Raw genomic sequence first — 18,728 nt, 5'->3', positions numbered from 1 at the left:
TTTATGCATATTCTGTCCGACTTTCAAATTAGCCGTTTATTTATATATTTTCATAGATAAATTTTTTTAAAAAAAAATTAAAAAAAATTTAAAAAAACGCTTGACATTTTTTTTAAATAGTTTATAATTTTCTCACTTTCGTAAAAACGATTAAAGCGTTTGGTATAAATATTAATTAATACTAAATGCTCGATATTAAATATATCGTTTCGTATTTAGGGATTAGCGATTAAATTAATAAAAGTTCCAATTATTTGGGCTTGACATAAATTAGTTTTTGTTTTATAATTTTAGCTTATATAAAATAAAAAATTAATTTAATGATATTAATGAAATATAAAAAATAAAAAAGGTTAGAGGTTTTATATTGTATGCCTACAATTAATCAATTAATAAGGAAAGGACGCAAGCGAATATTGAATAAGACGAAATCGCCGGCGTTAATGAAATGCCCTCAAAGAGAAGGCGTATGCACTCGCGTGACTACGACTACTCCTAAAAAACCTAATTCGGCAATGCGTAAAATAGCTCGTGTGAGAATAACGAACGGAATAGAAGTTACGGCTTATATCCCGGGTATTGACCATACTTTGCAGGAACATAACCGCGTTTTGATAAGAGGCGGAAGAGTTAAGGATTTGCCGGGATGTCGTTATCATATAGTTAGAGGAAGCAGAGAGGCTACGGGCGTTGAAAAGAGAATGAAAGCCAGAAGTAAATACGGAACTAAAAAACCTAAAGCTTAATGGAGTAAATAATGGCAAGAAGAAGAAGAGCGCAAGTAAGAAAAATTGAAGCCGACCCGATTTACGGAAGCGATACAATAAGTAAATTTATAAATAAACTTATGTATGACGGTAAAAAAAGCAAGGCTGAAAATATATTTTATAAAGCGATGGATTTGGTTAAAGATAAAACGGGAAAAGACGGACTTACGGCTTTTAACGAAGCTATAGGAAATATTAAACCTCGAGTTGAAGTAAAATCGCGAAGAGTAGGCGGTTCTACATATCAAGTTCCAGTGGATGTTCGTCCCGAAAGGCAGAATTCATTGGCATTTAAATGGCTTATAAACGCTTCAAGAAAGAGAAGCGGAAAAAGTATGATAGAAAGATTGTCAAACGAAATAGTTGACGCTATCGAAGGAAAGGGAGCGGCGGTTGCTCAAAAAGAAACCGTTCATAGAATGGCAGAAGGCAATAAGGTTTTCGCTCATTTTAGGTGGTAAGATTTAGGAGAAAATTAAGTGGCAAGAGATATTTCTTTGGAAAATACGCGTAATATCGGTATTATGGCTCATATAGATGCGGGAAAAACCACTTTAAGCGAAAGAATATTATATTTTACGGGAAAAACTCATAAAATCGGCGAAGTGCATGAAGGCGCTGCGGAAATGGACTGGATGGAACAGGAAAGAGAAAGAGGAATTACCATTACATCTGCGGCAACGACATGTTTTTGGAACGGAAATCGAATTAATTTGATAGATACTCCGGGGCACGTTGACTTTACGGTAGAAGTCGAAAGGTCTTTAAGAGTTTTGGACAGCGCGGTTGGAGTTTTTTGTTCGGTTGGCGGAGTTCAGCCTCAAAGCGAAACCGTTTGGAGACAGGCGAGCAATTATAAAATTCCGAGAGCGATTTTCGTAAATAAAATGGATAGAATCGGCGCTAATTTTTATTCCGTTTTAGAACAGACGAGAAATAGACTTAAAGCGAATAGCCATCCTGTAGTTATTCCAATAGGTTCGGAAAGTCATTTTGAAGGCGTTATTGATTTGGTAAAAATGAAAGAAATCGTTTGGACTTCGGAAGACGGCATGAAAATGGAAGAACGCGATATTAGAGCGGAATTGAAAGAGGAAGCGGAAAAATACAGAAACGAATTATTGGAAGCGATAGTAGAATATGACGATGACGCTATGAATAAGTTCTTTGAAGGCGAGGAAATAGATATTCCTACTATTAAAAGACTTATAAGAACGGCGACTTTATCGGCAAATTTCTTCCCGATGTTTTGCGGAACTGCTTTCAAAAATAAAGGAATTCAAGTTTTGATAGACGCGGTTGTGGATTATTTACCTTCTCCTGTGGATAGAGAGGAAATCGAAGGAACTGATTTGGATGGGCATGAAGTAGTTAGAAAAATTTCTGACGATGAAAAATTTAGCGCTTTGGCATTTAAGATAATGACGGACCCGCATGTTGGAAAGATTGCATTTTTTAGAGTTTATTCGGGCAAACTTGAAGCTGGTTCTTATGTATATAACGCTACTAAAGGAAAAAGAGAACGTATTGGAAGAATACTTCAAATGCATGCCAATAAAAGAGAAGAAATTGATACGGTTTATTCGGGCGATATAGCGGCTGCGGTTGGACTTAAAGATACGACTACGGGCGATACTTTATGTCCAGAAAACGCTCCAATAATACTTGAAGCGATTAATTTTCCAGAGCCAGTTATTAATGTGGCAATAGAACCTAAAACTAAAGGCGACAGAGATAAAATGTCAATCGCTTTATCGAGGCTTGCGGAAGAGGACCCGACTTTTAGAGTTAGTTTTGACGAAGAAACTGGACAAACGATTATCGCTGGAATGGGAGAGTTGCATTTAGAGATAATATGCGATAGAATGAAGAGAGAATATAAGGTTGATGCGAATGTCGGACGCCCTCAAGTTTCTTATAGAGAAGGCATTAAGAAAACGGTTGAAGTTCAAGGTAAATTTGTTCGTCAATCGGGCGGTAAAGGACAATACGGCGATGTATGGTTGAGAGTAGGACCTAACGAAGCCAACGCTGGATTTAAATTTAATAACGAGATAGTCGGAGGAGTTGTTCCGAGAGAATATATACCGGCGGTTGAAAAAGGCTGCTTGGAAGCTATGAATACGGGAGTTTTGGCAAATTATCCAATGCTTGATGTGGTTGTTTCGGCTTTTGACGGTTCTTTTCACCCTGTGGATTCTTCCGAAATGGCATTTAAAATTGCGGCATCAATGGGTTTTAAAGAAGGCTGTAAAAAAGCGGACCCTTATTTGTTAGAGCCTATGATGAGCGTAGAGGTTATGACTCCCGAAGATTATATGGGAGACATTATAGGGGATTTGGCTTCAAGGAGAGGACAGGTTCATGGATTTACCGATAAATCTGGTTATAAATCCATAAATGCTACAGTGCCTCTTGCGGAAATGTTCGGTTATACCACGAGTATAAGAAATGTTTCGCAAGGAAGAGCGAGCTATACGATGCAGTTCTCTCATTATGAAGAAGTGCCTAAAAATGTAGCCGAAGAGATTATAGGCGCAAGAATGGGTAATAATAAATAGCAAAAAATTAAAATTAGAAATAAATAAAAAATCCTAAAGAAAGGATAAATTGGAGGATAAAAATGGCAGGAACTTATGACGGTAAAAAGGTGCATGTGAATGTGGGAACTATAGGACACGTTGACCATGGTAAAACTACATTAACATCGGCGATAACGGCGGTATCATCCGCAATGTTTCCAGATACGGTTCAAAAAGTGGCTTACGATTCGGTTGCTAAAGCTTCCGAAAGTCAAGGTAGAAGAGACCCTACGAAAATTTTGACTATCGCTACTTCGCATGTGGAATACGAATCTGATAACAGGCATTATGCCCATGTGGATTGTCCTGGACACGCCGACTATATTAAGAATATGATAACGGGAGCGGCTCAAATGGACGGAGCAATTCTTGTCGTATCGGCTGAAGACGGAGTTATGCCTCAAACTAAAGAGCATGTTCTTTTGTCAAGGCAAGTGGGCGTTAATTACATAGTCGTATTCTTAAATAAATGCGATAAATTGGACGACCCAGAAATGGCTGAAATAGTTGAAGCGGAAGTTGTGGATGTTTTGGACCATTACGGTTTTGACGGAAGTAAAACTCCTATTATTAGAGGAAGCGCAATTAAGGCTATTCAAGCTATCGAAGCGGGAAAAAATCCAAGAGAAGACGCGGATTGTAAATGTATAATAGACCTTTTGAACGCTTTGGATACTTATATTCCAGACCCAGTGAGAGAAGTTGATAAAGATTTCTTAATGTCAATAGAAGATGTTTATTCGATTCCTGGAAGAGGAACGGTTGTTACGGGTAGAATTGAAAGAGGTAAAATCACTAAAGGTGATGAAGTTGAAATAGTAGGTTTGAGAGACACTCAAAAAACTACTTGCACAGGCGTTGAAATGTTTAAGAAAGAAGTTGTCGGAATAGCGGGATACAATGTCGGTTGTCTTTTAAGAGGTATCGAAAGAAAAGCCGTTGAAAGAGGACAGGTATTGGCTAAACCTGGAACTATAACTCCGCATAAGAAATTTGAAGCGGAAGTTTACATTCTTAAAAAAGAAGAAGGCGGAAGACATAGCGGTTTCGTAACAGGATATAGACCGCAAATGTATTTTAGAACTACGGATGTTACTGGAGTAATAAATTTACCAGAAGGTTCTCAAATGATAATGCCGGGCGATAACGCTAATTTAACTATAGAATTAATCAGCCAAATCGCCATGGAAGAAAAACAAAGATTTGCCATAAGAGAAGGCGGTAAAACCGTAGGTAACGGCGTTGTAACGAAAATTTTGGAGTAAGGATTTAATAAGGGCGTAATATTAATATAAAAAATATAAATTATGCCCTTTATAATAAATGAGATTAAGCGAGTAATTCAAACTATGAAAGAACAGAAAATACGAGTAAAACTAAAAGCTTTTGATATTGAGCTTATTGACCAATCGGCTCAATCTATAGTCGATAGCGTTAAGAAAACGGGAGCGAGAGTTTCGGGACCTATACCTTTACCTACGAGTATAAGAAAGGTAACTGTTATAAGAAGTCCGCATGTAAATATTAAATCCAGAGAGCAGTTTGAGATGCGTATTTATAAGAGACTTATAGATATATTCGAGGTAACTCCTCAAACTACGGAATCTCTAAAAAAATTGGCGCTTCCAGCTGGAGTAGATGTTCAGCTAAAATAAAAAATAAGCGCTTGTTAAAAATAAAAAAGATAAAGCTTTACTACGATTTATCTGTAATAGTTGGAATTTGTGATAGAGTAGTAAAATCATTATAGAGGATTCGCCGATGGTAGGAATAATTGGCAAAAAATTGGGCATGACTACGGTATTTGACGAAACGGGAAACGCTATAGCGGTAACCGTTGTGGAAGCCGGACCATGCACGGTTATGCAGATAAGAGATAATGAGAAAGACGGTTATAATGCGATTCAATTAGGCTATGAAGCCGTAAAAGAAAAGCATTTGAAAAAACCGCAAATAGGACAATTTAAAAAAATGAATTTAGAGCCTAAGAAATATTTGAAAGAATTTAGAATCGATAACGCGAGTTCTTATTCCGTTGGACAGGAGCTTAAAGTCGATATATTTCAAACGGGCGATTTTATAGATGTTAGTTCTTTAAGTAAAGGACGAGGTTTTGCGGGAGTTATGAAAAGGCATAATTATGACGGCGGACCTATGAGTCATGGTTCTAATTTTAGAAGAAGAGCGGGTTCTATAGGTTGTAATAGTTATCCTTCGAGAGTATGGAAAGGTAAAGGTATGCCTGGACATATGGGTAATGCGCTAACTACTATTCAGAATTTGAAAGTTATCGATATTCGCCCCGAAGATAACTTGATTATGATAAAAGGCGCTATACCTGGAGCCGTTAATAGCATAGTAAAATTAACTTCGGCGGTTAAAAAACTTAACAAGAAAAAGAATTCCATGATATAATAATTGGAATAATTTAAGTAGGATAAGAAGATGGAAGTAGCGATACTAAATGAAAACGGAGATAATGCGGGCAATTTGGAAATTGTTGATAAGATTTTTAAATCGGAAGTCAATAATAACTTGCTTTATGAAGCTATAAAGAACGAGCTTGCAAATAAAAGGCAGGGAACTCATTCTACAAAAACGAGAGGAGAAGTTTCAGGTGGCGGTAAAAAGCCTTGGAGACAGAAGGGAACGGGAAGAGCAAGAGCGGGTTCGTCAAGGTCGCCTGTATGGGTAGGAGGAGGTAAAGCGCATACTCCTAAACCGAGAGATTATAGCTATAGATTGCCTAAAAAGGTTAAACAAAAGGCTTTGCTTTCCGTTTTATCTTTGAAATACGGCGCTAATGTTCTTAAAGTTTTTGAAGATTTTACTTTTGACGCTCCGAAAACTAAAAGAATGGCAAGTTTTATAAGCAAGGTTAAAGAACCTAAAAGCAGAAAAGTGGCTTTTGTAGTCGGTAAAGACGAAGCTTTGGGAGATAATTATAATAAATTATTGTTATCGTTAAGAAATATTAAGGATTTGAAACTTGTAAACGCCGATAGTATGGCTATTCATCCTTTATATTATGCCGATGAAGTGTATTTTACAAAAACCGCTTTATCTAAATTGAACGATAGAATTAAGGGTTAAAAATTATGAGTATGTATTCGCTTTTGATTGAACCTATACTTACCGAAAAGAGTAATATTTTGAGAACCGAGCCTAAAGGAACGGAAAAGAGATATTATGTATTTAAAGTGAGGCAGGACGCTAATAAACCAGAATTAATGAAAGCGGTTGAAAAAATATTTAATGTGCATCCGCTTGATTGTAAGATAATAAATGTTAAGCCTAAAAAGAAAAATCGTAGAATGAGCAAACGAGGATATACTCGAAGCTATAAGAAAGCGATAATAGTTCTTGACGGTAAAGAGAAAATAGATATAGTAAAATAATTGAGGAATAAAGATGGCTATTAAGAAATTTAAACCGACAACTCCAAGTTTGCGTTATCGAACGGTGGTAGATTTTGCTGATATTACCACGAACGAGCCTTGCAAATCTTTGGTATCGGGTAAAAAGCGTATAAGCGGACGCGGTTCAAACGGGCGTATAACTATGCGTAGACGCGGAGGCGGACATAAAAAACTTTTTAGACTTATTGATTTTAGAAGAGATAAACATGATATAGAAGCTAAAGTGGTTTCTGTGGAATATGACCCGAATAGAAGCGCATATATCTCTCTTTTAAATTATGCGGACGGAGAGAAAAGATATATAATATATCCTTTGGGATTGAATATTGGAGATAAAGTCGTAAGCGGAGAGAATGCAAAAGTTAGAGTGGGATGCAGTTTGCCTTTAAGAAAAATTCCTTTGGGAACTATAATACATAATATAGAATTAACTCCTGGCAAGGGTGGACAGTTGGTTAGAGCTGCTGGCGGCGGCGCTCAAATAACGGCTAAAAGCGGAGGCTATTGCGTTATAAGACTTCGTTCGGGAGAAGAAAGAAGAATATTGGAAAACTGCTACGCTACGATAGGGCAGATTGGAAATTTAGACCATTTTAATATTACGGACGGAAAAGCGGGAACTACAAGACATAAAGGCAGAAGACCTAAAGTTAGAGGCGTTGTAATGAATCCAGTAGACCACCCGCATGGGGGAGGAGAAGGCAAGAGCGGACAGGGTAATCCGCATCCAGTATCTCCTACGGGAATTCCAACTAAAGGATATAAAACGAGAAAGAAAAATAAATATTCGGATAGATTAATAATTAAGAGAAGAGGGGGTAAAAAATAATGTCTCGCTCTATTAAGAAAGGACCTTTTGTAGATAAAAATCTTTTTAAGAAAATACAAGCTGGGGATAATAAACATCAGATAAAAACTTATAGCAGAGCTTCGACTATTATTCCCGAAATGATAGGTTATACTATAAATGTGCATAATGGAAAAACTTTTGTCGCCGTTTATATACAAGAAAATATGATTGGGCATAAATTGGGAGAATTTGCTCCGACAAGAACATTTCGCTCTCATGCAGGCGCGGGTAAAGTTGGTAAAAAATAAGGATTTGAGATTATGGATTATAAAGTAAGAGTTCGTTATTTGCGTATAGGGCGCAGAAAAATTGCAAGATTGCTTCCCTTTATTAAAGGAGAATATGTTAATCATGCGATAGCTAATTTGACGGTTATGCCTCAAATGTCTTCCGTTGTTTTGAGAAAAGCTATAAAAAGCGGAATAGCAAACGCGATATTTCAATCGAGGAATATTAATCCCGATACTTTATGGGTTAAATCGGCTTTTGTGGATAAAGCGGCAATGCTAAAACGAATAAGAGCGGCAAGTAGAGGAAGCGCCGACCCTATATTAAAGAGACTTTCTCATATTACTATAGTATTGAGCGATGATAAGAAACCTGAAAAGAAAAAAATAAAAGCTGCGGCTAAAAAAGAAGAAAGCCCAAAAACGGCGGAGGTATAAAATGGGTCAAAAGGTTAGTCCTATAGGTTTAAGACTTGGAATAAATAAAACTTGGTCAAGCAGATGGTTTGAAGATAATAGAAGTTATGCGGATAGTTTGCATGAAGATTTATCCATCAGACGATATATAACTAATTATTATTATAAAACTTTAAAAGAAGAACATAAAAAAATTGGCGGTAAAAAAGACGCTTTTGACCCCGCAATATCGAATATAGAGATAGTGCGATTTCCAGATAGAATAAATGTCTTTATAGCTACGGCAAGAGCGGGAATAGTTATAGGACCGAAAGGGCAGAGAGTTGAAATAGTTAAAAATGTTATACAAAAAATGGTAAAAAAGCCCGTTCAAGTTTCTATAAAAGAAGTTAAAGAAGCGGAATTGGACGCCACTTTAGCCGCTCAAAATGTCGCTCGTCAGCTTGAAATGCGCGTCGCTTTTAGAAGAGCTATGAAAAGCGTTATAACTCAAGCGATGAAAAAAGGAGCTAAAGGCATTAAAGTTATGTGTTCTGGTCGTTTGGCGGGAGCGGATATAGCGAGAACAGAGCAGTATAAAAACGGTTCCGTGCCTTTGCATACTTTAAGAGCGAATATAGATTATGGAACGGCTGAAGCTACGACAACTTTCGGAATAATCGGAGTGAAAGTCTGGATTTATAAGGGCGAGATTCTTGATAAAAAAGAACAGAGACAGGATGACGCGGGCGAAGTTATCAGTTCTAAAGGAGATAGATAATGTTACAACCTTCAAGGACAAAATATCGTAAACAGCATAGAGGCAGAATGAAAGGCAACTCTAAAAGAGGAAGTAATTTAACTTTTGGAGATTACGGTTTAATGGCTTTAGAACCAGTATGGCTTACGGACAGGCAAATCGAAGCGGCTCGTATAGCTATATCAAGGCATGTAAAAAGAGTAGGTAAAATGTGGATAAAAGTATTTCCAGATAAACCCTATACGAAAAAACCGGCGGAAACGAGAATGGGTAAAGGTAAAGGAAATGTGGAATATTGGGTAGCCGTTGTAAAACCTGGTAAAGTTATATTTGAAATAGCGGGCGTTCCCGAAGAATTGGCTCAATCGGCTTTTAGATTGGCGGGATTCAAACTTCCGATTAAAACGAAGTTTATTAAGAGGGAGGCTATAAATGGCTAAAAATAAAGAGTATAAGTCTTTGGGTTTGGAAGAACTTAAAAGCGAACTTTTGAAATTGGAAAAAGAATATCAAGAACATAGATTTGAAAAAGTAGTTGGCGACGCGAGACAGACGCATCAGCTTAAAAAGGCTCGTAAAGATATAGCTAAAGTTAAAACTTTTATTCGTCAATACGAACTTGGTATTAAAAAATAGGCGAGGGTATTATTGTGGAAAGCAAAGCGAAAAAATATAAAAGAGTGCTTGAGGGAATTGTAGTTTCTGATAAAATGGATAAAACCGTAGTTATAAAAGTGGAAATAAGGCAGAAACATCCTCTTTACGGCAAAACGATAAGTAAAAATAAAAGATATAAAGCTCATGATGAGAAAAACGAATGCGCCGAAGGAGATTTGATTAGAGTAATAGAATGCCGTCCTATAAGCAAAGATAAAAAATTTAGATTAATGAAGATATTGAAGAAAGCCGAACGCGTGGAAAGAGATTCTATGGATAGCGAAGTAGAGAGCGTTCTAAAAAGAGAAAAGCATGCTCCTGAAACGAGTATTGCGCAAACGGTTGAAGGAGAGTAATATGATACAAACGCCAACCACTCTTAATGTAGCCGATAATACGGGCGTAAAGAAATTAAAATGTATTAAAGTTTTGGGCGGAAGCAGACGCAGATACGCCACTTTGGGAGATATAATAGTTTGTTCCGTTGTGGATATTATACCGACTTGTTCTATAGAAAAAGGAAAAGTGGTAAAAGCCGTTATAGTGAGAGTAAAAAAAGAAGTTAGAAGAAATGACGGTTCTTATATACGATTTGACGAAAATGCGGCGGTTATAGTTGACGATAAAAAAGAGCCTCGAGGAAAGCGTATATTCGGTCCCGTTGCAAGAGAGCTTAGGGATAAAGGCTTTATGAAGATAGTGTCGCTTGCTCCAGAAGTAATATAATAAGGGTAGTATAATGAAAAAGAAATTAGATTTTAGTAGGACAAAATATAAAGTTAAAAAAGGCGATACCGTTGAAGTGATTGCGGGAGAGAATAGCGGAGATAGAGGCGAAGTATTGTCTATAGATAGAGCGGCGGGCAGAGTTTTTGTGAAAAATATTAATATGATAAAAAAGACGATGCCTAAATCTCAAGAAAATCAAAAAGGCGGTATAGTGGAAAGGGAAGCTTCAATACATATTTCAAATGTAATGGTAGTCGATAAATCTGGAAAGGTGACAAGAATTGGAATGAAGAATGTCGATGGAAAATTAAAAAGATATTCAAAAAAATCAGGGGAAGTTCTCGATAAATAGAGGTGTTAATTATGTCAGTATTAAAAGATAGATATGAAAGAGAAATTAAACAGTCCATGTTAAAAGATATGAATCTTAATTCTATTATGGCAGTTCCAAAAATAGAAAAGATAATTATCAATATGGGAATAAGTATGGCTGTATCCGATAAAAAATATGTGGACTCCGCTGTCGAAGAACTTACTCAAATAGCAGGACAGAGAGCGATTATTACGAGGGCAAAAAAGTCAATAGCGAATTTTAAGTTGCGACAAGGAATGCCAATTGGATGCAGAGTAACTTTAAGAGGCGAGAGAATGTATGATTTTTTAGAAAGACTCATATTTATCGCGTTGCCTCGAGTTAGAGACTTTCAAGGAATTCCAAGAAGAGGATTTGACGGAAACGGAAATTATAATTTGGGAATAAAAGAGCATATTATATTTCCAGAAATAAGTTTTGATAAAACGGATGCCGTAAAAGGTTTGAATATAACTATAGTAACTACTGCGGATAACGATGAAATGGCTCGAGCATTATTGGAAAGAGTGGGATTGCCGTTTCGCGCCGCACCTAAAAGTCAGGAGAATAAATAATGGCTAGATTAGCGCTTAAAGTTAAAGCTACAAAAAAACAAAAATATAAAACGAGACAGTATAATCGTTGTCCTATATGCGGAAGACCGCGAGCTTATATAAGACAATATAAAATGTGCAGAATATGTTTTAGAGATTTAGCTAATAAAGGTTTAATTCCGGGCGTTACTAAATCAAGTTGGTAATTTTTGGAATTTAAGGAGATTAATAAATGAGTGTTCATGACCCTATAGCGGATGCATTAACCGTTATTAGAAACGGTTGCAGGGCTAAAAAAGAAAATGTGACGATTCCGTTTTCTACAAAAATGGAAAATATACTTGAAATTTTGAAGAAAGAAGGTTATATTAACGACTTTAGTAAAGTTGAAGTAAAGAATAAAAATTTCTTTCGTATAGAAATAGATTTGAAATATTACGAAGGAAATTCGGTAATAGAAGGATTACAAAGAGTATCCACGCCGGGACTTAGAGTTTATACTTCCGTTGATTCTATACCTCAAGTAAAAAACGGTTTCGGAATATCCGTAATATCCACGAGCAAAGGAGTTATGACGGATAAACAGGCAAGAAAAGAAAATGTCGGCGGCGAAGTTTTATGTTATGTATGGTAATGAGAGGTGACTATAATGAGCAGATTGGCTAATAAACCTATACAGATTCCAGCGGGAGTGGAAGTTAAAATAGACGGACATAAAATAACCGTAAAAGGAAAGAGAGGGGAGTTGACAAGAGAGTTTTTTGATTATATAATATTTGAACTTGAAGGCAATTTTCTTTGGGTTAAACCTCCTAAAATAGAAAGTTCGGACGAGAAAGCTATTAAAGAAAATAAGGCTAAATATTCGGCTCAATTGGGTTTGGTATGGAAACTTATTTATAATATGATAGAAGGCGTTAATTCTGGTTATAAGAAAGTTTTGCAATTGGAAGGCACGGGTTATCGTTCCAATGTTCAAGGAAATATTATAACTTTACAGTTGGGTTTTTCAAACGATGTTAAAATGAAAATTCCCGATGGAATAAAAGTGACTGTAGAAAAAGACACAAAAATTATTATAGAAGGAAACGATAAAGAGCAGGTAGGCGAACTCGCTATGAATATTAAAAAGAAAAGACCAGTCGAACCTTATAAAGGAAAAGGTGTCAGATTTGAAGGCGAGCATGTAAAACATAAAGAAAGCAAAAAAGCTGCTAAATAAAGGGGAAATTATGGGATTAAGAGAAAAAATTAAATCTCAAAGAGAAAGAAGAAAGAGAAGCATTCGTATAAAGATAGAGGGAACTTCAAAGCGTCCGAGACTTACGGTTTATAAAAGTCTTAAATATATTTCCGCTCAAATTGTGGACGACAGCAAAGGCATAACTTTAGCATCGGCGTCTTCGCAAGAAAAAGATATAAAGAGCGGTAAAAATATAGATGTGGCGAAAGAAATAGGAAAAACTTTAGCAAGCAGAGCGAAAGATAAAAATATAAGCGAAGTAATATTCGATAGAAACGGATATATATATCATGGAAAAGTAAAATCTTTGGCTGAAGGCGCCAGAGAATCGGGATTGAAATTTTAAGGAGCGAGAATTTAATGAGCAATAATAGTCATCATAACGAAGAAAAAAATATGTATGAAGAACGTCTTATAACTTTAAATAGAGTCGCTAAAGTTATGAAAGGCGGAAGAAGATTTAGATTTGCCGCTTTGATGGTTTTGGGCGATAAAAACGGACATGTGGGGCTAGGCTATGGAAAAGCGAACGAAGTCCCAGACGCTATAAGAAAAGCTATAGAGCAGGCTAAAAAAAATATGATAGAAGTTAATTTGAAAGGCGAAACCATACCTCATAATACGGTTGGAGTTTTTAGAAGCAGTAGAATAATTATGAAACCAGCTTCTAAAGGAACGGGAGTTATTTCAGGCGGTCCAGCGCGAGCGGTATTGGAATTGGTTGGAGTAAAAAATATTCTTTCAAAATCTCTCGGCAATAATAACGCTATGAATTTGGCTAAAGCCACTTTTGAAGGACTTAAATCTTTGAAAACGGTGGAACAAATGGCTAATAAGAGAGGCGTTAGTATAGAACAAATTTACGGGAAGGTGGAATAATGTCTAAAGTAGTTATAAAATTAATTAAATCTCCCATAGGTTATGAAAAATCTCAAAGATATACGGTAGTCGCTTTAGGTTTCAAAAAGAGAAGAAGAATAGTCGAGCATGAAGATACTCCTCAAATAAAGGGAATGATAAATAAAATTTCGCATCTTCTTAAAGTAGAATATAAATGAGGGTTTAATAGATGGCACAGGAAAATACAAAAATTTTAACTGCTCCAAAAGGTTCGAGTAAGAAACCTCATAGAGTAGGACGCGGACAAGGTTCTGGATGGGGATGCACCGCTGGCAGAGGAGATAAAGGAGCGCAATCTCGAGCGGGATACAGCAGAAGAGCGGGTTTTGAAGGCGGACAGATGCCTTTGCATAGAAGAATTCCTAAAAGCGGTTTCAATAATTCGGCATTTAAAAAATCTGTAAATATTATTAATGTCGGAGAATTGGATTCCATAGGAAGCGAAATATCGAGGGAAACTTTATTAAAATTAGGATATTTATCTTCAAATAGAGATTATATAAAACTTCTTTCTATGGGCGAGGTTAAAAACGCAATTACTATAACGGTGGATATGGCTAGTAAAAAAGCTATAGAAAAGATTGAAAAATCGGGCGGTAAAGTTATAATAAACGAAAGAAAGAAATATATTAGAGAGAAGAAAGATATTAAATCTTAAGTTAGGATAATTAAATGTTAAAATCGTTGACTAATATATTTAGAGTGCAAGAATTAAGAAGCAGAATTCTATATACTGTTTTGGCTATTTTGATTTATAGAATTGGAAGTCATATACCGACTCCAGGAATTGACCCGACCGCGCTTTTGGGATTTTTATCTTCGGCTCAAGGCGGCGGCGGACTTTTGACGATTATGGATTTATTTTCGGGCGGAGCTTTATTTAGATTTTCAATATTGGCTTTGGGTATTATGCCTTATATATCCGCTTCGATTATCATGCAATTGCTTGGTGTCGTTATTCCCGCGTTGGAAAGAATGCAAAAAGAGGGCGAAAGCGGAAGAAAGAAGATAAATCAATATGTTAGATATTTAACATTAGTTCTTTGTATGATACAATCTGCGGCTATGGCAAGCTGGATTCAGAGCATAGACGAAGGCGCTATGATATATATGAATCCTGGTTTGGGCTTTATTCTCATAGTTGTCGCTACCGCTACTGCTGGAACTATGTTTTTAATGTGGCTTGGCGACCAAATTACTGAAAGAGGACTTGGAAACGGAATTTCGGTTATAATATTTGCTGGAATAGTGGCTCGTATTCCCGCTGGCGTTTACGATATGTTTCAAAAGAGAGACAGCGAATATTTGAATTCTTTAGTCATAGTTCTTTTCTTTATAATATTTGCGATAGTTATTTTTTGCGTAGTTTATGAAGAAAGCGGACAGAGGAGAATTCCCGTTCAATACGCTAAAAGAGTGGTTGGAAGAAAGGTTTTTGGCGCTCAATCGACTCATATACCTTTTAAAATTAATCCGTCTGGCGTTATTCCAATAATATTCGCTTCGGCTTTGATGGCTATTCCCGCTCAAATAGCGAGTTTGACTAGAGGAGTTAGATGGGGATGGCTCGATTCTTTACTCGGATTTTTCTCTTACGGAAGCTGGGCTTATATAATTTTATATTGTCTATTGGTTATAATGTTCGCTTATGTATATACTTCGGTGCAATTTAACCCTGACGATATAGCGGAAAATTTGAAGAAACAGGGCGGTTTTATTCCGGGATATAGACCTGGAACTCAAACGGCTGAATATCTTAAAACGGTATTGGGAAGAATAACAATAGGCGGTTCGATATTTTTGGCGGCGATTGCGGTATTTCCAGACCTTATGACGAAGATTCCTATATTTGCTCCTTTTAAGGGAACGAATAATTCTCTGGTTTATTTGATGGGCGGAACTTCGGTTATGATTAGCGTAAGCGTAGCGGTTGAATTATTAAAACAAATAGAGTCGTATTTGCAAATGCATAATTATGACGGAATATTAAAAAAATCTAAAGTGCGAAGGTAAAAGGTAATTAAAATTATGGCTGAAAAAGAAACTATTGAAGTTGAAGGAATCGTTGTAGAGCCTTTGCCTAACGCTACTTTTAGAGTGGAACTTGAAAACGGGCATAGAATTTTGGCTCATATATCTGGAAAGATGCGTATGAATTTTATTCGTATTCTTCCCGGCGATAAAGTGACTATAGAAATGTCTCCCTACGATTTGACAAAGGGAAGAATAATTTATCGCTATAAGTAAATAAATGGAGATTAATTATAATGAAAGTAAAAAGTTCGATTAAAAAAAGATGTAACGATTGTCAGATAGTTAAGAGAAAAGGCATAATTAGAGTTATATGTAAAAAGAATCCAAGACATAAACAGAAACAGAAATGATTTTGTTTTAATATATTTTGGGGAAGTTTTATTTAGATTTAAGATTAAAGGAGAAATAAATAATGGCTCGATTGATGGGTGTTGAAATAAGAAATAATAAAAGAATAGAGATAGCTCTTACCGACATATACGGAATCGGCAGAACATTGGCTCATGTTATATGCGATAAGGCTAATATAGATTATTCCGTGAAGGCTAAAGACTTAACGGACGCTCAAATTACGGCTTTAAGAGACGCTATAGAATCTACGACTAAAGTCGAAGGCGATTTGAGAACGGAATTGTTTAATAATATAAAACGATTGAAAGATATTCACTCTTATAGAGGAATGCGTCATATTAAGAGGCTTCCCGTGAGAGGGCAGAGAACTAGAACAAATTCAAGGAACGCAAGAGGTGGCGGAGCAAGAAAGGCAATAGCTGGTAAGAAGAAGGCTCCTGGTAAGAAATAATGAAAAATAAATAAAGACTAATGGAGGAATAGTCAGTGGCAACTCAAAAAGGTAGAAAAACCGTAAAAGATAAAAAAATAAAAAAAGATAGAAGAGTCGAAGCTTTTGGAATAGTCCATATAAAAGCGAGTTTCAATAATACTATAGTTACGATAACCGACCGTAACGGCAATACTTTATCTTGGGCAAGCGGCGGTTTGGACGGAGATTATAAGAGCAGTAAAAAAGCGACTCCGTTTGCGGCTCAAATTGCGAGCGAAAAGGCTTCTAAAAAGGCTTTTGAAATGGGGGTTCGCGAGGTTGATGTTTATGTGAAGGGACCTGGTATGGGCAGAGAAAGTTCTATAAGAGCGGTTGAAGCGGCTGGTTTAAAAGTTAAGCTCATTAAAGATGTCACTCCGATGCCACATAACGGATGCCGTCCTAAAAAGAGAAGAAGAATATAATTTGGAGTTAAATAAATATGGCAAGATACAGAGATGCAAGTTGCAGATTATGTCGAAGAGAACGCATGAAACTTATGCTAAAAGGGGATAGATGCGTAAGCGCTAAATGTCCCATAATAAAAAGAAGAGATGTTCCAGGTCCAGTTAACCGAAAAATGAAACAGTTGTCGGAATACGGCGTTCAGATGAGAGAAAAACAGAAAGTTAAAAGAATATACGGAATATTGGAAAAACAATTTAGAAATTACTATCATGAAGCTATTCGTATAAGCGGAGTTTCGGGAGAAAATTTGCTTAGATTGTTGGAATTGCGTTTGGATAATGTAGTTTATAGACTTGGACTTGCAAAAAGCAGGTCTCAAGCGAGGCAGTTTGTATATCATGGATTTATATCCGTTAATGGCAAGAAAATGACAATTCCGTCTTACTGCGTAAAAGTGGGAGATAAAATTTCCATTACGGATAGAGGAAATGCAATCGGACAATTTAAGGAAATAGTAGAGGATTTGAAAAACGAATATGTTCCCGCATGGCTTAATTTGGATTTATCAAGCAAAACGGGCGAAATAGTGACTTTGCCTATAAGAGAACATATAGAGTATCCTATTAACGAACAGCTCATAATCGAGTATTATTCTAAATAACGGCTATAAGGGGTATTATAAGAATGGCATTAAAAGAAATATTGGAATCTATTAGGCATCCGCATAAAGTTACTTTTGAAGCTAAAGATTTAACTTCTACCTACGGCAAATTTGTGGCTCAGCCTTTTGAAAGAGGATACGCCGTTACGATAGGTAACGCTTTGAGAAGAGTATTATTATCTTCGATACCGGGATACGCTATTACGGCTATTAAAATAAAAGATGTAAGCAACGAATTTGAAAATGTCGAAGGAATGAAAGAAGACACAATCGTTATGATAATGCATCTTAAAAATGTTGTGGTTTCTCTTCCTGATAATATAGAAAGTAAAACCGTTTATGTGAAAAAAGACGGTCCATGCGTTATAACGGCGGCGGATTTGGTAGAATCGGATTCGGAAGTGAAAGTTTATAACCCCGATTATTATATAGCGACAATAGCGGAAGGTTATAGTTTTGAAATGGAATTCCAAATAGACGGCGGCTACAGTTATGTTCCAGCGGAAATGTCGGCGGAACTTGTAAACGATGTTAACGCTATAGTGATAGACGCTATTTATTCGCCTATAGTAAGCGTAAATTCCACAGTCGAACCTATAAGAGTAGGGCAGAGAGTAGACTATGGAAAACTTACTTTGGAAATAGAAACTAAAGGAAATATCGCTCCAGATAAGGCTTTGTCTTGGGCGGCTAAAATATTGAGAGATAATTTGACATCTTTTATGATGCCCGAAGAAGCGGAAGAAGGCGATGTAAAATTTGAAGAAGATTCAAAAAATTCCGTTTTGGAATCTTTGAAAGATAAATTTGTAGACGAAATAGAATTTTCCGTTAGAACGGCAAATTTCTTAATGACTTCCGATTTGAAAACTCTCGATAAAGTTGCTTTAAAATCGGACAGCGATTTGCTTACATTGGTAGGCGCAAACGAGATGATTGTAGACGAAATTAAAGAAAAGCTCGCAGAATACGGAGCGCATCTCGGAATGAGAAAATAAAAATAACGAGGATATAAAATGAGACATAGAGTAAGCGTTAAAAAATTTAACAGAACAAGCGCGCATAGAAAGGCTATGCTTTCAAATATGCTCACTTCTCTTTTGAAGTATGAGAAAATAGAAACCACTAAAGAAAAAGGCAGAGCTATAAAACAGCTTGCGGATAAAATTATTTATAGAGCGAAAACCGACAATCTTCATAACAGAAGAATAATCGCCAAATATGTGAAAGACGAAACGATATTGAGAAAATTATTCAACGATATAGCGCCGAAATATGCGGATAGAAATGGCGGTTTTGTGAGAAAAATTTTGTCGTATAAAAGATTCGGAGACAATGCCGATATGTGCGTGGTTATGCTTTGCGA

General features: G+C 36.4%; 33 protein-coding genes. All 33 read left to right on the top strand.

What is annotated here, in order from left to right; all coding sequences use genetic code 11:
- The first annotated feature begins 371 nt into the window (after window positions 1–371).
- Window positions 372–746, top strand: coding sequence for a 30S ribosomal protein S12 (gene rpsL, locus ACR0QS_RS03510; protein WP_021959181.1), 375 nt, complete (start codon window positions 372–374; stop codon window positions 744–746).
- A gap of 11 nt (window positions 747–757) precedes the next feature.
- Window positions 758–1,228: a 30S ribosomal protein S7 gene (gene rpsG, locus ACR0QS_RS03505; protein WP_432632061.1), complete on the top strand. Its 471-nt coding sequence runs from the start codon at window positions 758–760 to the stop codon at window positions 1,226–1,228.
- An 18-nt stretch (window positions 1,229–1,246) separates the two neighbouring features.
- On the top strand, window positions 1,247–3,328 hold the full coding sequence (gene fusA / locus ACR0QS_RS03500; RefSeq protein WP_432632060.1) for an elongation factor G: 2,082 nt from the start codon (window positions 1,247–1,249) through the stop codon (window positions 3,326–3,328).
- Between the two features lie 62 nt (window positions 3,329–3,390).
- The gene (gene tuf / locus ACR0QS_RS03495; RefSeq protein ID WP_021959178.1) at window positions 3,391–4,614 is read left to right on the top strand and encodes an elongation factor Tu; all 1,224 of its coding nucleotides are present in this window, start codon (window positions 3,391–3,393) and stop codon (window positions 4,612–4,614) included.
- 84 nt (window positions 4,615–4,698) lie between these two features.
- A complete protein-coding gene (rpsJ, locus tag ACR0QS_RS03490) occupies window positions 4,699–5,004 on the top strand; it encodes a 30S ribosomal protein S10 (protein WP_137997172.1) in 306 nt (101 codons plus the stop codon).
- 106 nt (window positions 5,005–5,110) lie between these two features.
- Window positions 5,111–5,764, top strand: coding sequence for a 50S ribosomal protein L3 (rplC, locus tag ACR0QS_RS03485; protein WP_432632059.1), 654 nt, complete (start codon window positions 5,111–5,113; stop codon window positions 5,762–5,764).
- A 30-nt stretch (window positions 5,765–5,794) separates the two neighbouring features.
- Window positions 5,795–6,442 carry a 50S ribosomal protein L4 gene (gene rplD / locus ACR0QS_RS03480; protein WP_432632058.1) on the top strand — a complete coding sequence of 216 codons (648 nt, stop codon included), beginning with the start codon at window positions 5,795–5,797 and terminating at the stop codon, window positions 6,440–6,442.
- An 11-nt stretch (window positions 6,443–6,453) separates the two neighbouring features.
- On the top strand, window positions 6,454–6,747 hold the full coding sequence (gene rplW, locus ACR0QS_RS03475) for a 50S ribosomal protein L23 (protein WP_432632063.1): 294 nt from the start codon (window positions 6,454–6,456) through the stop codon (window positions 6,745–6,747).
- Between the two features lie 13 nt (window positions 6,748–6,760).
- Window positions 6,761–7,597 carry a 50S ribosomal protein L2 gene (gene rplB / locus ACR0QS_RS03470; RefSeq protein WP_432632057.1) on the top strand — a complete coding sequence of 279 codons (837 nt, stop codon included), beginning with the start codon at window positions 6,761–6,763 and terminating at the stop codon, window positions 7,595–7,597.
- Window positions 7,597–7,866 carry a 30S ribosomal protein S19 gene (gene rpsS, locus ACR0QS_RS03465; RefSeq protein ID WP_432632056.1) on the top strand — a complete coding sequence of 90 codons (270 nt, stop codon included), beginning with the start codon at window positions 7,597–7,599 and terminating at the stop codon, window positions 7,864–7,866. The genes rplB and rpsS overlap by 1 nt, the downstream gene beginning before the upstream one ends.
- Before the next feature lie 12 nt (window positions 7,867–7,878).
- Window positions 7,879–8,283: a large ribosomal subunit protein uL22 gene (locus ACR0QS_RS03460; RefSeq protein WP_432632055.1), complete on the top strand. Its 405-nt coding sequence runs from the start codon at window positions 7,879–7,881 to the stop codon at window positions 8,281–8,283.
- Between the two features lies 1 nt (window position 8,284).
- The gene (gene rpsC / locus ACR0QS_RS03455) at window positions 8,285–9,022 is read left to right on the top strand and encodes a 30S ribosomal protein S3 (protein ID WP_432632054.1); all 738 of its coding nucleotides are present in this window, start codon (window positions 8,285–8,287) and stop codon (window positions 9,020–9,022) included.
- Window positions 9,022–9,441 carry a 50S ribosomal protein L16 gene (gene rplP, locus ACR0QS_RS03450; protein WP_432632053.1) on the top strand — a complete coding sequence of 140 codons (420 nt, stop codon included), beginning with the start codon at window positions 9,022–9,024 and terminating at the stop codon, window positions 9,439–9,441. Before rpsC ends, rplP begins: the two co-directional genes overlap by 1 nt.
- A complete protein-coding gene (gene rpmC / locus ACR0QS_RS03445) occupies window positions 9,434–9,637 on the top strand; it encodes a 50S ribosomal protein L29 (protein WP_432632052.1) in 204 nt (67 codons plus the stop codon). Before rplP ends, rpmC begins: the two co-directional genes overlap by 8 nt.
- Window positions 9,638–9,651: 14 nt before the next feature.
- Complete coding sequence (gene rpsQ / locus ACR0QS_RS03440) at window positions 9,652–10,014, top strand: 30S ribosomal protein S17 (protein ID WP_432632051.1); 363 nt, start codon at window positions 9,652–9,654, stop codon at window positions 10,012–10,014.
- 1 nt (window position 10,015) lies between these two features.
- A complete protein-coding gene (gene rplN, locus ACR0QS_RS03435; protein ID WP_021959166.1) occupies window positions 10,016–10,384 on the top strand; it encodes a 50S ribosomal protein L14 in 369 nt (122 codons plus the stop codon).
- A 13-nt stretch (window positions 10,385–10,397) separates the two neighbouring features.
- Window positions 10,398–10,739, top strand: a complete 342-nt coding sequence (gene rplX / locus ACR0QS_RS03430) for a 50S ribosomal protein L24 (protein WP_432632050.1) — start codon at window positions 10,398–10,400, stop codon at window positions 10,737–10,739.
- A gap of 11 nt (window positions 10,740–10,750) precedes the next feature.
- Entirely contained in the window at window positions 10,751–11,314 is a 564-nt protein-coding gene (rplE, locus tag ACR0QS_RS03425) for a 50S ribosomal protein L5 (RefSeq protein ID WP_432632049.1), read from the top strand.
- A complete protein-coding gene (locus ACR0QS_RS03420; RefSeq protein ID WP_008723403.1) occupies window positions 11,314–11,499 on the top strand; it encodes a type Z 30S ribosomal protein S14 in 186 nt (61 codons plus the stop codon). The genes rplE and ACR0QS_RS03420 overlap by 1 nt, the downstream gene beginning before the upstream one ends.
- 26 nt (window positions 11,500–11,525) lie before the next feature.
- A complete protein-coding gene (gene rpsH / locus ACR0QS_RS03415; protein WP_432632048.1) occupies window positions 11,526–11,927 on the top strand; it encodes a 30S ribosomal protein S8 in 402 nt (133 codons plus the stop codon).
- 15 nt (window positions 11,928–11,942) lie between these two features.
- A complete protein-coding gene (gene rplF / locus ACR0QS_RS03410; RefSeq protein ID WP_432632047.1) occupies window positions 11,943–12,515 on the top strand; it encodes a 50S ribosomal protein L6 in 573 nt (190 codons plus the stop codon).
- 10 nt (window positions 12,516–12,525) lie between these two features.
- Window positions 12,526–12,882 (top strand): 50S ribosomal protein L18, encoded by a 357-nt coding sequence (gene rplR, locus ACR0QS_RS03405; RefSeq protein WP_432632046.1) that lies wholly within the window; start codon window positions 12,526–12,528, stop codon window positions 12,880–12,882.
- A 50-nt stretch (window positions 12,883–12,932) separates the two neighbouring features.
- Window positions 12,933–13,415 carry a 30S ribosomal protein S5 gene (gene rpsE, locus ACR0QS_RS03400; protein WP_432632062.1) on the top strand — a complete coding sequence of 161 codons (483 nt, stop codon included), beginning with the start codon at window positions 12,933–12,935 and terminating at the stop codon, window positions 13,413–13,415.
- Window positions 13,415–13,594: a 50S ribosomal protein L30 gene (gene rpmD, locus ACR0QS_RS03395; RefSeq protein WP_432632045.1), complete on the top strand. Its 180-nt coding sequence runs from the start codon at window positions 13,415–13,417 to the stop codon at window positions 13,592–13,594. Before rpsE ends, rpmD begins: the two co-directional genes overlap by 1 nt.
- A gap of 11 nt (window positions 13,595–13,605) precedes the next feature.
- Window positions 13,606–14,094 carry a 50S ribosomal protein L15 gene (rplO, locus tag ACR0QS_RS03390; protein WP_432632044.1) on the top strand — a complete coding sequence of 163 codons (489 nt, stop codon included), beginning with the start codon at window positions 13,606–13,608 and terminating at the stop codon, window positions 14,092–14,094.
- Window positions 14,095–14,108: 14 nt separating this feature from the next.
- Window positions 14,109–15,449: a preprotein translocase subunit SecY gene (gene secY, locus ACR0QS_RS03385; protein WP_432632043.1), complete on the top strand. Its 1,341-nt coding sequence runs from the start codon at window positions 14,109–14,111 to the stop codon at window positions 15,447–15,449.
- A 15-nt stretch (window positions 15,450–15,464) separates the two neighbouring features.
- Entirely contained in the window at window positions 15,465–15,683 is a 219-nt protein-coding gene (gene infA / locus ACR0QS_RS03380; RefSeq protein WP_137999363.1) for a translation initiation factor IF-1, read from the top strand.
- A gap of 20 nt (window positions 15,684–15,703) precedes the next feature.
- Window positions 15,704–15,820: a 50S ribosomal protein L36 gene (gene rpmJ / locus ACR0QS_RS03375; protein WP_021959155.1), complete on the top strand. Its 117-nt coding sequence runs from the start codon at window positions 15,704–15,706 to the stop codon at window positions 15,818–15,820.
- A 62-nt stretch (window positions 15,821–15,882) separates the two neighbouring features.
- Entirely contained in the window at window positions 15,883–16,272 is a 390-nt protein-coding gene (rpsM, locus tag ACR0QS_RS03370; protein ID WP_021959154.1) for a 30S ribosomal protein S13, read from the top strand.
- A gap of 35 nt (window positions 16,273–16,307) precedes the next feature.
- Window positions 16,308–16,718 carry a 30S ribosomal protein S11 gene (gene rpsK, locus ACR0QS_RS03365; protein WP_432632042.1) on the top strand — a complete coding sequence of 137 codons (411 nt, stop codon included), beginning with the start codon at window positions 16,308–16,310 and terminating at the stop codon, window positions 16,716–16,718.
- A 17-nt stretch (window positions 16,719–16,735) separates the two neighbouring features.
- The gene (rpsD, locus tag ACR0QS_RS03360; protein ID WP_432632041.1) at window positions 16,736–17,362 is read left to right on the top strand and encodes a 30S ribosomal protein S4; all 627 of its coding nucleotides are present in this window, start codon (window positions 16,736–16,738) and stop codon (window positions 17,360–17,362) included.
- A gap of 23 nt (window positions 17,363–17,385) precedes the next feature.
- Complete coding sequence (locus tag ACR0QS_RS03355) at window positions 17,386–18,360, top strand: DNA-directed RNA polymerase subunit alpha (protein ID WP_432632040.1); 975 nt, start codon at window positions 17,386–17,388, stop codon at window positions 18,358–18,360.
- Between the two features lie 18 nt (window positions 18,361–18,378).
- Window positions 18,379–18,728, top strand: a 350-nt coding sequence (gene rplQ, locus ACR0QS_RS03350) for a 50S ribosomal protein L17 (RefSeq protein ID WP_432632039.1), incomplete at its 3' end; no start/stop codon positions are given.

This window comes from Brachyspira sp. (genome assembly GCF_050873525.1).
Lineage (GTDB): Bacteria > Spirochaetota > Brachyspiria > Brachyspirales > Brachyspiraceae > Brachyspira.
Note: the sequence above shows the minus strand (reverse complement) of the source record. Positions and strands in the feature narration are given on the sequence as shown.

Excerpts from the sequence above, each read along its gene's own strand:
- rpsL (WP_021959181.1), top strand. The coding sequence starts at position 372 with ATGCCTACAATTAATCAATTAATAAGGAAAGGACGCAAGCGAATATTG.
- rpsG (WP_432632061.1), top strand. The coding sequence starts at position 758 with ATGGCAAGAAGAAGAAGAGCGCAAGTAAGAAAAATTGAAGCCGACCCG.
- tuf (WP_021959178.1), top strand. The coding sequence starts at position 3,391 with ATGGCAGGAACTTATGACGGTAAAAAGGTGCATGTGAATGTGGGAACT.
- rpsJ (WP_137997172.1), top strand. The coding sequence starts at position 4,699 with ATGAAAGAACAGAAAATACGAGTAAAACTAAAAGCTTTTGATATTGAG.
- rplC (WP_432632059.1), top strand. The coding sequence starts at position 5,111 with ATGGTAGGAATAATTGGCAAAAAATTGGGCATGACTACGGTATTTGAC.
- rplD (WP_432632058.1), top strand. The coding sequence starts at position 5,795 with ATGGAAGTAGCGATACTAAATGAAAACGGAGATAATGCGGGCAATTTG.
- rplW (WP_432632063.1), top strand. The coding sequence starts at position 6,454 with ATGTATTCGCTTTTGATTGAACCTATACTTACCGAAAAGAGTAATATT.
- rplB (WP_432632057.1), top strand. The coding sequence starts at position 6,761 with ATGGCTATTAAGAAATTTAAACCGACAACTCCAAGTTTGCGTTATCGA.
- rpsS (WP_432632056.1), top strand. The coding sequence starts at position 7,597 with ATGTCTCGCTCTATTAAGAAAGGACCTTTTGTAGATAAAAATCTTTTT.
- ACR0QS_RS03460 (WP_432632055.1), top strand. The coding sequence starts at position 7,879 with ATGGATTATAAAGTAAGAGTTCGTTATTTGCGTATAGGGCGCAGAAAA.
- rpsC (WP_432632054.1), top strand. The coding sequence starts at position 8,285 with ATGGGTCAAAAGGTTAGTCCTATAGGTTTAAGACTTGGAATAAATAAA.
- rplP (WP_432632053.1), top strand. The coding sequence starts at position 9,022 with ATGTTACAACCTTCAAGGACAAAATATCGTAAACAGCATAGAGGCAGA.
- rpmC (WP_432632052.1), top strand. The coding sequence starts at position 9,434 with ATGGCTAAAAATAAAGAGTATAAGTCTTTGGGTTTGGAAGAACTTAAA.
- rplN (WP_021959166.1), top strand. The coding sequence starts at position 10,016 with ATGATACAAACGCCAACCACTCTTAATGTAGCCGATAATACGGGCGTA.
- rplX (WP_432632050.1), top strand. The coding sequence starts at position 10,398 with ATGAAAAAGAAATTAGATTTTAGTAGGACAAAATATAAAGTTAAAAAA.
- rplE (WP_432632049.1), top strand. The coding sequence starts at position 10,751 with ATGTCAGTATTAAAAGATAGATATGAAAGAGAAATTAAACAGTCCATG.
- ACR0QS_RS03420 (WP_008723403.1), top strand. The coding sequence starts at position 11,314 with ATGGCTAGATTAGCGCTTAAAGTTAAAGCTACAAAAAAACAAAAATAT.
- rpsH (WP_432632048.1), top strand. The coding sequence starts at position 11,526 with ATGAGTGTTCATGACCCTATAGCGGATGCATTAACCGTTATTAGAAAC.
- rplF (WP_432632047.1), top strand. The coding sequence starts at position 11,943 with ATGAGCAGATTGGCTAATAAACCTATACAGATTCCAGCGGGAGTGGAA.
- rplR (WP_432632046.1), top strand. The coding sequence starts at position 12,526 with ATGGGATTAAGAGAAAAAATTAAATCTCAAAGAGAAAGAAGAAAGAGA.
- rpsE (WP_432632062.1), top strand. The coding sequence starts at position 12,933 with ATGTATGAAGAACGTCTTATAACTTTAAATAGAGTCGCTAAAGTTATG.
- rpmD (WP_432632045.1), top strand. The coding sequence starts at position 13,415 with ATGTCTAAAGTAGTTATAAAATTAATTAAATCTCCCATAGGTTATGAA.
- rplO (WP_432632044.1), top strand. The coding sequence starts at position 13,606 with ATGGCACAGGAAAATACAAAAATTTTAACTGCTCCAAAAGGTTCGAGT.
- secY (WP_432632043.1), top strand. The coding sequence starts at position 14,109 with ATGTTAAAATCGTTGACTAATATATTTAGAGTGCAAGAATTAAGAAGC.
- infA (WP_137999363.1), top strand. The coding sequence starts at position 15,465 with ATGGCTGAAAAAGAAACTATTGAAGTTGAAGGAATCGTTGTAGAGCCT.
- rpmJ (WP_021959155.1), top strand. The coding sequence starts at position 15,704 with ATGAAAGTAAAAAGTTCGATTAAAAAAAGATGTAACGATTGTCAGATA.
- rpsM (WP_021959154.1), top strand. The coding sequence starts at position 15,883 with ATGGCTCGATTGATGGGTGTTGAAATAAGAAATAATAAAAGAATAGAG.
- rpsD (WP_432632041.1), top strand. The coding sequence starts at position 16,736 with ATGGCAAGATACAGAGATGCAAGTTGCAGATTATGTCGAAGAGAACGC.
- ACR0QS_RS03355 (WP_432632040.1), top strand. The coding sequence starts at position 17,386 with ATGGCATTAAAAGAAATATTGGAATCTATTAGGCATCCGCATAAAGTT.